The sequence below is a fragment of the Ochrobactrum sp. RH2CCR150 genome, from assembly GCA_014138095.1.
In the GTDB taxonomy this organism is placed as follows: Bacteria; Pseudomonadota; Alphaproteobacteria; order Rhizobiales; family Rhizobiaceae; genus Brucella; species Brucella gambitense.
The window spans coordinates 1-9,810 of record JACGXE010000032.1 but is presented as its reverse complement, the minus strand read 5'-3'; the positions used below and the strand labels follow the sequence as shown (position 1 = coordinate 9,810).

Here is a 9,810-nt window from a genome sequence, read left to right as displayed (position 1 = left end):
CTTCGATGCCTTCATGGAACTCTCCTTCTCCCGGATAAGGGATCATAAGTGGAAAATTCCAGTTCTGAATGGCTTAATTTAACGGGGGCACGTCAGCCCGACTGAAGCCGCGTTCCTCTTGCTAACGCAATTCCCAAGGACGCATTGAGTGGAGAAAACTCATTTCCGCCATTACATCGCCGAGCATTAGATGACGTTTTGAGATGATTTCTTCGATTCGAGCCACGGCCAGCGGGACCAAGTAGCGGTCTGCAGCGACCGGCGATAAATGAGGCGCGCTCACCTTAGCCGAGAGCGCAACCATTTTGCTCGCCCGAAGCCAGCTCAAAAATTCACGTTGCTCGATGGGGCTGGCTTTACTCCACGCATTTTTCAACTCTCGCAGTCGCGTGCGCGGCTTCGGCGTCGGTGACAGTTCTATATCGTCCAGCTTTGAAATCCCCATAGATAGTTGGATAATCGCGCTTGAACCTGTCTTTGTAATATATGGCATCGCGCACCAGCTTCTTTGCCATTTCAATGTTCCTTGATCACCACCACTCGGTCAACAAGATTCGCTAGCGCCTTTGGCATTTTCAATACTCTTGCGCAAATACAGCGTGCGCGATTCTAACCAACGGCTAAAGCTAACGCACCTATTTTAACTGCGACCACGAACTCATATTGCACGCGTATGCGCTTTCAGCGATCTTTGCGTAAGAATGAGTGCTTCAGGACACAATGGTTAGATACTGTAGTCATCAGTTCGATAAATTATGTGCGATCAATTTACTTTCTTAAGGGATTATTAGAAAATGACGGATTCCATACAATCTTTAAACGCCTACTTTTCCGTTACTTCTGGAGTAGTTACTGCCATTGCCACAATTGCACTAGCTTTTTTAACTTGGATACTTGCACGGGCCACGAACGCAATGGCAAAAGCTACGTCGACAGCAAATGTGGTGGCAAGCTTAGAAACAAATCAATGGTCGTGGCGCCATCTCGACCTTATAGTGCATAATACCGGCAACGCTCCGGCGTTTGATGTGAAGGTCGAGTTCGACCCTCCGCTCCCATACATGACCGCGACAGAAGCGGACGATGTGCCGTTCGGAAGAATCAGCATTATAAGGCCAGGTCAGATTCTCAGTTCGAACGTTAACGACTTTCAAGCCGTCCGAGAAAAAATATACCAAGTGACGATTCAATGGAAGAGATTACCGAATTCCAAACACATTGAAAGCAATGTCTACTACATCAACATTGCTGGACTTGGTTCTATTTCTAGGCTTGGTGCGGGGTCGCCAGAGGTGCAGATGGCGGAGCAAATCAAGAAGATCCGTGAGGATTGGCAGGCAATCGCTAGCGGCCACCGGCGATTGGTAGTTGACCAATATAGCGGCAATGACCGCAAGCAAGAACGAGAAGCACGAGCCGAAACACTACGCGAATTTCGTGAAAGCCAAATGGCAAGCCGCGTGGAGCAACCCAATATCCCCGAGACGTAAGAAGCACAGCCCACCCTCTCTGTTTCTCAAGCGAGTATCCGCTAAATTTGTCTGTGAAACTTTCTTATGGCACGCTAATGAGATCGAATCATAGGGGCAATGGCGGCAAGCGATGAATGGCGAGCTAGCGGATACGAGTGCAAAACGCCAAGCAGAATATCGAAAGAGACGGAGTCGATTTGAGACAAAATCTTTTCGAAAATCGGAGAGGGAAGATCTTCTACAAACCGAATGGGAAATCATTCGAGAGAACAGTAATTCTCTACGCTGCCAAAAACTTAGATCACCAATAGAAATTCTAGAGAATGATTTTTGGTGTCTTCTTTATAATTTTGGATATCCTAATCTTAGCATCGGTAGAAAATTCACTCTCACTGAGGATTTAAGTGCCTGCGAGTTAGATATATTTGCGTATGACGAGGAGACGGCGCTCGTCGCAATGTGTATTTCTTGTGAGACAAGACGTCGAAGACAGTTGACCAGAGAAATAGATAACTTAAAAGCACAGCAGAAAGCGATAGCAAATGCTATCAAGAAGCGTATTCATAAAGGGTCGGAAAAGAAAATAATTTGGATAATTGTTACGAGAAATATTGATTGGTCAGACTCAGATGTAAAAAGAGCTGAAGAGAGTAACATACGGATCGTAACTGAAAGGGATATGATATATTATAAAGAGATCTCTAAGAGAATTGGGGCTTCCGCCCGATACCAATTTCACGCTGAATTTCTTAAGAATACCAAAGTGAACTCTTTGGAGAAAAAAATATACGCTCTGCGAACTAGACTTGGACGACATAAAGCGTATTCTTTTATTGCTAAAGCAACAGATATACTGCCGATTGCTTTCGTAAATCATAGAGATCTCCGAGATCCTGAATCTGCTCCAACTTATCAGCGATTGATACAAAAAAGCCGTCTTCAGGAGATCGGTGCGTTTCTTAGCAATGGGGGATTTTTCCCGAACGCGGTAGTAATTAATTTCAAGAAGAAGATTCGCTTTGATGCCCTTCGGGCCGAAGACGATAATGGGATCGTTCCCGGCGAAATCACTCTTCCAAATACATATAAATCTGCATGGATTATTGATGGACAGCATCGTTTATACGGGTATGCCGAAATAGACGATGATGGATTTCAATCCAACATTCCCATTTTAGCCTTTGAAAATATTTCTATTTCCGAAGAAACAAGAATATTTGCAGACATAAACAGTAAGCAGAAAAACGTTTCTAAAAAGCTTCTTGATGAAATCACAGGCGAGATAAAGATAGATTCTTCTAGTAAAAAAGAGCAGATTAGAGCCATTGCGTCTAGGACTTTTGATATACTTCGTGACGACGAAACCGGCCCCCTTGGTGACAAGATTGCCGGAGCAGAACTAAAGAGGAACGATGAAAGTGTTATGACAGTTCCTTACTTGGTCGACGCTACAATACAATCAGGCTTATTAGGAAGAATCAAAAATATATCTGGGAAAACTTCTTATTCTCAGGGTTGGATTTTTTGGGAGAACCCCCGTGACGCTGTTACAAGCCTGAGCATAGCTTTGTCGGACTTTTTCTGCTTGTTTCGCGATGCAAATATCAACCGCTGGGACGCTGGTCGCTTAGGTAAGTTTGCAACGAATGTCGGAGCCGCCGGCTTGCTCCGGCTATTAGGTGATATCATCCAGTTTATGGCTCAAGTCGCAAATCAGCGCCCAACAGAAATCGATCCTCAGCTTCTAGTCAGCCAATGCAAGCCTTACCTGCAACCATGTATCGATTTTTTTGCGAATGCAACTGATGCTGAAGTTACAGATCGGTTCAAGGTGCCGTTCGGCTCCGGAGGGCCGGCTCTATTCCAACATCGATTGAGGGAACTCGTCCGCAACAAGTTTCCAGATTTTGATCCCCCTGGATTTCAAGCAGACCTCAGAAAATATGATGCTGATCGCCGACAAGAGGCCGAAACAAAAATTCGCCTAATAGTAGAAACAGTCCATGGGCATGTAGTGGAGAAACTGAGGAATAATTTCGCCGGAGACCACGATTTTCTAAGATCGTCCGTTAAAAACAAAGAGATACTAAAAAAAGCCTTCGAAAAGCAATTAGATGACACCGACCAAAAAGAACTCGAAACATATCTCGATTTTATAGATCTAAGAAAAATCGTGGAAACTCCGGAAAATTATCCGCTTTTCAAGGCTACTTTATCTATCCCGATCGCAGACGAGAAACCGGGGAGTTCTAAACACCTGAAATGGTTTGATGAAATTAACAAACTAAGACGTATTCCTGCGCATCCCTACAACCGAGGTTTTGAGGATGAGCACATTGATTTGATCCGGCAGATATACGAGAAGCTTCGTATGAATAATGTGATTGATGCATAGCGAAATGAAACCGTTCCTAAAATGGGCTGGCGGCAAAAGATGGCTCGCAAGATCTGCGCCGCAACTATTCGAATTGAAGTATGAGCGATATCTGGAGCCTTTTCTCGGAAGCGGCGCCATTTTTTTTCATTTGCTACCCAATATTGCTATTCTTTCAGACTCCAATAAGCGGCTGATAAACTTATATCAGTGCCTCAAAGAATCTCCTTCAAAGATATTGGATCAGTTAAAGATACATGAAAAAAATCATAATGATAGTTACTATTACACGATAAGATCATCACAAACCGATGATAGATATGTCGAAGCAGGAATTTTTTTGTATCTAAATAGGACGTGTTGGAATGGGCTATATAGAGAAAACATGAAGGGAGAATTCAATGTTCCAAGAGGAACGAAGGATACCATTATTTTTCCTGACGACAATTTCCTAGCCATTTCTGAAGCTTTGGCTGGAGCTGAGATAAAAGCGTGTGATTTTTCATCCGTTTTGAAGGTTGCACGAAACGGCGATCTTGTATTCGTCGACCCACCATACACGGTAAAGCATAATTTTAATGGATTTGTGAAATATAATGAGAAGATATTTTCATGGGACGATCAGGTTAGATTGAGCCATGAGATTATTGAGGCAGTAAAACGTGGAGCTAGCGTTATTTTAACGAACGCTGATCATCCATCAATTCACGAGCTCTATAACGGTTACGGTGTTCGTATGTCGGTGGAAAGAGAAAGTGTATTGGCGGCAAAATCCAATTATCGAGGACGCACTACCGAGGCCGTTTTTCTGTTCGGTCAGATATCTACTAATGACGTTTCGACCGGACAAAAACGGTTCTCCCTTCAACCGGAGACGGACCGCTGACGGATTTTCGGTTTCATGTATCGCTGATCCAGAAATGAAAAGGCACTTTTTGGGCACAACCCGGCCCGTTATTGAGCCGCTGCACGCTCGGCATTCGCTATTGATGCTCGTTACTGTGCGATTCTTCAAGGGTCGTTTACAGTGCTGCACAACGCGGAGAGGTGGCTGAGTGGTTGAAAGCACCGCACTCGAAATGCGGCGTGGGGGTAACTCCACCGTGGGTTCGAATCCCACCCTCTCCGCCATTTGTTTCCTATCCAACTCCGCGACCAATCCAAGCAACCATACTTCTCTGTGCCCGATGAACCATGCTAGAAGGCAGCATGAGTGAGTTGTCATCCGTTGCCCCTATTTATAATCCGCCGCTGGAGCCGTATGTCTCCATCATCCATCGCGATGCGGATCTTCTGGTGTTGGATAAGCCAAGCGGGCTTTTGTCCGTTCCCGGTCGTCACCCAGCTCTCTCTGATAGCCTTGCCAAACGGGTGCAAAAGCAGTTTCCACAGGCCCTCATGATCAACCGGCTGGACAAGGACACGTCCGGTCTGGTCCTGATGTCGCTGAACCGGAAAGCCCATGCTTATGTCGCAGCGCAGTTCGAGGCCCGGACCACGGAGAAGTCCTATATTGCCGAAGTCTGGGGGTACATGGATAGCGACGAGGGCTTCATCGATCTGCCGCTGGCAATCGATCCCGACAACAAGCCTCGCCATCGCGTGGACCATAAGCACGGCAAACCGGCACAAACGCGCTGGCAGGTTCTGAGCCAGGGTGAAAACAGCACACGCTTGCGCCTCTTTCCCCTGACTGGCCGCACCCATCAGTTGCGCGTCCATATGCTGGCGGCAGGACATGTTATTTTGGGCGACGAGTTTTATGCGGAAGGCGCAGCACTGGCAGCAGCAGACCGCTTGCTTCTCCACGCCGAAAAGTTAGCCTTTCACCATCCTGACAGGCGTGACGTGACATTCACCGCGCCCTGCCCTTTCTAACCCGGTCCTGAGATCACAGATGTCGCAGAAACTAGATACATCGGAGCTGGTTGTCGATTTCGTTGGCGGTGCTGTCGGTCATCGGTTTCGCTCCGGTGAAGGGCGCGGACAGGCCCTTGCCAAAGCGGTAGGCCTCACCCGCGGCGTCACACCTGAGATTGTCGATGCGACGGCGGGTTTGGGCCGTGACGCATTTCTGCTCGCATCGCTCGGCGCTCGCGTCACCTTGATTGAGCGTTCCGAGACAATGCATGCATTGCTGGCCGACGGTTTGGCGCGGGCTGCCGCAGAAGGCGGCCAATATGCCGAGATCGTTGGGCGAATGACGTTGCTGCATGGCGATTCCTGCGAACTGCTGCCGGACTTGAAGCCGCAGGTGGTGCTGGTTGACCCCATGCATCCGCCACGCGGGAACACGGCGCTCGTCAAAAAGGAGATGCGGCAAATCCGTGAGATTGTCGGGACTGACCCCGATGCGGAAAAGCTGATGCAGGTCGCGTTGGAAGCAGCGCTCAATCGCGTGGTGCTGAAATGGCCTTTACGCGCCGAGCCAATGGTGGGTTTGCGTAAACCCTCGCATCAAATTCTAGGCAAGAGCACGCGTTACGACGTCTTCGTCAAAGCGAAGATTGCATAAAGCCTCTCATTGAAAGGCTTCAAGGATCGTCAGCGCATCGCAGGTCAAACGAGCGAAAAATATAGAAATTTTGATAATTCAGTTTAGTTTGAAGACGCTGCATTTCGCAAAACGTAATTCATAATATTACTGAGGGCGTATGAAGACACAGTTGGATCTGACGACAGCGCCAATCAATCAAGCGCTGTTGCTCTTCGCCTTACCGACGCTTGGATCGTCGATCCTGCAATCGGCAAACGGTTCCATAGACACGATCTGGATCGGCCATTTGCTTGGAACAAATGCGCTGGCCGCCACAACCAACGGCAATCTCGTCATGTTCCTGCTGACGGCCTTTGTCTTCGGCTTCGGCATGGCATCGACCATTCTGATCGGACAGTCTTTTGGACGCCGTGAAATCGAAACAGCGCGTGCCATTACGGGTACGACGCTGGGCGCGTTCGTGCCAATCAGCATTCTTGTTTCCATTGCTGGCTGGTTTCTGGCGCCACATGTGCTGACCCTGCTTGGAACGCCGGAAACAATCGAGCCTTTGGCCCGCGCCTTCCTGCAAGTCACCTTCGTCGCCATGCCCGCCATCCTCATGCAGACAATCCTGATGATGGCTCTGCGCGGCAGTGGAGACTCGATCACCCCGCTGATTTTCATGGGGCTGGCAGTGATTCTGGATATCGCCTTCAATCCCCTGCTCATCCTCGGGATCGGCCCTATCCCCCCATTGGGCATATCCGGCTCGGCGCTCGCTACTGCGGTCGCAAACTATATCAGCCTCGCCGCCATGCTCTTTTACATCTATCACAAGGACCTCCCCTTGCGTTTGAAAGGTCAGGAACTCCGGTTTCTGATACCAGACCTCAAAGTGTTGAAGCTTATCTTCAGCAAGGGGCTGCCAATGGGAATCCAGATGATTGTGGTCTCGAGCGCGATGCTGACCATGATGCGTCTGGTCAATCAGGAGGGCGTCGATACGACGGCGGCTTTTGGCGCAACACAGCAGTTGTGGACCTATGTGCAGATGCCCGCCATGGCGCTTGGCGCGGCAGTCAGCGCTATGGCAGCGCAGAATATCGGTGCAGGCAACTGGGACCGTGTCAGCAGCATCACCCGCATCGGTGTGCTCTATGCAATCCTGATGACCGGCATTCTCGTCATTGTGCTGCTGATTGCCGACCGGCAGGCGATGGAAATATTTCTCGGCGCTGAAAGCCCGGCTATTCCGATTGGCCAGCATATCGGCAAGGTGGCCACCTGGGGCTTCATTGCCTTTGGCGTCTCAATGGTCCTGTTCGGAACAGTTCGCGCCAACGGTCAGGTGATCTGGCCGCTCATTATCCTTTTCGTATCAATGTATCCGGTTCGGCTGGGCGTTGCGCTCGGCTTGCGAGAATGGCTGGGCGTTGACGCGCTGTGGCTCAGTTTTCCGGTTGCCATGCTATCCACCATGCTGATGGCGGGCGTTCTTTACCTCAAGGGCAACTGGCGCGAAAACAAATCGATGAATGTCGATAAATACGAGCAGGACAATGTTGTCGCTTCAACCTCTCAGACGGCAGAAGCTGCCCCTCCTTGCAATGCGCTCGCGCCCAATGCGCCAGCTGTGATGGAGGGAAGTGCAACGGGCACGCGGTGAGGCAGGCGATTTCGCCTGCGATCCGAATGTCCGCATGTGCCGGTTAGGTCCGTTGAAAACAATGCAAAATTACCGATACGGACCTGTTGCAATCTGCATGGCCTTGGTTCATATAGCGCGGGCCTGACAGAATCGGTTCTTTATAGAATCGGCTGGCGCGAGCGGGTGTAGCTCAGGGGTAGAGCACAACCTTGCCAAGGTTGGGGTCGAGGGTTCGAATCCCTTCGCCCGCTCCAGTTTTCTGATCAGTCTAGCTTTCAAAATCCCGGCTTTGTCCGGGATTTTTGCTTATGTGGTTTCCAATCCGCTTCGAACTGCTGACGATGTTCTCAGTTGTTTCTCAGGAACTTGAACGGAACACCGGAGATAAGCGCTTTCACATAGCGCGGCTTTTGATAATAGCCGTTCAGCGATACACGCGGCAATCTCATGAGAGACTGAAGGCTATTGCAGTTGAGAACACCCGGCTGAGTCGTGACGCCGACCGCAAAACCCGCCTCTGCAATCGCTGACGTCTCGCGCTTCCCGACCGCAGTCGGCCAGCCATAGGGATAGGAAAATGAACCTGGCTTCTGCCCGACATAGCGTTCTATCGCTGCGGCGGACTGCTCAATCTCTTGATGCAACCGGTCTTCATCGACGCGCCTCAGATTGAGATGATTCATCGTGTGTGCGCCAAAGTGAACTAACGGGTCTTGGGCCAATTGGCGCAGTTCCGCTTCATTCATCACCAGCTCTTCAATAATGGCAATCGGTGACACGCCGTGCACCTGTGCTACCGCGTCGATTCTGCCCACAGCCTCGTCTTCGTCAATGGCCTTGACGAAGGTCGTGAATCGATCAAAGGCCGCTAGTTTCTCGTGCAGCGTCCCGCAGCGAACGTGTTCACTTCCATTGCCAAAGTCGAATTCGAAGCTTGAGGCTTTCCGCACGAAGGCCTCCGCTGTTTCCCACCAGGCGCTGCGCTTGCGTTCCACAAACCCCGGATTGACGAAGATTGTGTAGGGCACAGAAAACTTGCTGAATATGGGCGCAGCGAACTCGGCGTTATTGCGATAACCGTCATCCAGGCTGAAAGCCACGAAGCTGCGTCTGTCCGCCTTATCGCCGAGCAGCGTTGGCAGATCATGCAAATGAACCGGTGTCAGCCCCTCGTTGATAGCGACGTTGATAGCTTCTTCCAGAAACTCGGGCGTGACCGACAGATGAGCGTTGGGCGAAAAGCGCGCCACCTGCCCAGGGCGAACATGATGCAAGGTGAAGATTACACCTCGTCCCGCCGCACCTGAAAACAGTTTGTGTACAAAGGGAACAGCGGCCAACTCAAGCCCGGCCCTGATCATGCCGTAGCGTAGAGAGGAGCACATCCCCTGAAACGATCGCATTGCACCGCGCGCCATCTGGCGCGTCCCTATTAAGTAAAAATCAAAAATGTCATTACACTATGGTTCGTCAATAAGTCATTTATGAACACTGACAGGTACTATTTCATCCCAAGCTATCAGCTTTATAGAACTGAATGATACGGACCTTATTCGCGTCGCGAGGCGTCTAAAGCGACCTAGCGCTCGATGTTATCATCCCATGCATTGGCTTGTCATGGGGCGCTATCATTAATCCCAGAACAGGCCAGCATTATGTGTGCCCTTTTTGCTTTATGGAATTAAGCCTTGTTTCTAGCTGAGCCAAGTCTTGGGCTTGTTTTGGGTTTGATGCGCTAAAGAGGCTCTTCAGCCTTTGCTGATGTCTTTACGGGGTAAACTACGCCCTGTGCCTGTGTGGGTTCGTGGCTGTGAACGTACCCGTCTAGCGCCCTCTT

The 9,810-nt window shown here is 49.7% G+C and carries 8 protein-coding genes and 2 tRNA genes; 8 read left to right on the top strand and 2 right to left on the bottom strand.

Annotated features, from left to right (window positions below; genetic code table 11):
* Window positions 1–121: 121 nt before the first annotated feature.
* Complete coding sequence (locus FHW03_RS25840; protein ID WP_182523267.1) at window positions 122–493, bottom strand: hypothetical protein; 372 nt, start codon at window positions 491–493, stop codon at window positions 122–124.
* 301 nt (window positions 494–794) lie between these two features.
* Here FHW03_RS25840 and FHW03_RS25835 point away from each other — a divergent pair, with 301 nt between their 5' ends.
* From FHW03_RS25835 to FHW03_RS25800, 8 genes are all read left to right on the top strand, one after another.
* Window positions 795–1,490, top strand: a complete 696-nt coding sequence (locus FHW03_RS25835; RefSeq protein ID WP_182523266.1) for a hypothetical protein — start codon at window positions 795–797, stop codon at window positions 1,488–1,490.
* Between the two features lie 112 nt (window positions 1,491–1,602).
* Window positions 1,603–3,867, top strand: a complete 2,265-nt coding sequence (locus FHW03_RS25830; RefSeq protein ID WP_182523265.1) for a DGQHR domain-containing protein — start codon at window positions 1,603–1,605, stop codon at window positions 3,865–3,867.
* Entirely contained in the window at window positions 3,860–4,732 is an 873-nt protein-coding gene (locus FHW03_RS25825; protein WP_377515784.1) for a DNA adenine methylase, read from the top strand. The genes FHW03_RS25830 and FHW03_RS25825 overlap by 8 nt, the downstream gene beginning before the upstream one ends.
* A gap of 155 nt (window positions 4,733–4,887) precedes the next feature.
* Window positions 4,888–4,977, top strand: a tRNA-Ser gene (locus FHW03_RS25820).
* A gap of 78 nt (window positions 4,978–5,055) precedes the next feature.
* Window positions 5,056–5,724: a pseudouridine synthase gene (locus tag FHW03_RS25815; RefSeq protein WP_182523264.1), complete on the top strand. Its 669-nt coding sequence runs from the start codon at window positions 5,056–5,058 to the stop codon at window positions 5,722–5,724.
* Window positions 5,725–5,743: 19 nt separating this feature from the next.
* Complete coding sequence (locus FHW03_RS25810) at window positions 5,744–6,361, top strand: class I SAM-dependent methyltransferase (protein ID WP_182523263.1); 618 nt, start codon at window positions 5,744–5,746, stop codon at window positions 6,359–6,361.
* A 139-nt stretch (window positions 6,362–6,500) separates the two neighbouring features.
* Window positions 6,501–7,991, top strand: coding sequence for an MATE family efflux transporter (locus FHW03_RS25805; protein ID WP_182523262.1), 1,491 nt, complete (start codon window positions 6,501–6,503; stop codon window positions 7,989–7,991).
* A gap of 161 nt (window positions 7,992–8,152) precedes the next feature.
* Window positions 8,153–8,227 (top strand) — tRNA-Gly (locus tag FHW03_RS25800).
* Between the two features lie 93 nt (window positions 8,228–8,320).
* Here FHW03_RS25800 and FHW03_RS25795 read toward each other — a convergent pair.
* A complete protein-coding gene (locus FHW03_RS25795; protein ID WP_182523261.1) occupies window positions 8,321–9,391 on the bottom strand; it encodes a polysaccharide deacetylase family protein in 1,071 nt (356 codons plus the stop codon).
* Window positions 9,392–9,810 lie beyond the last annotated feature (419 nt).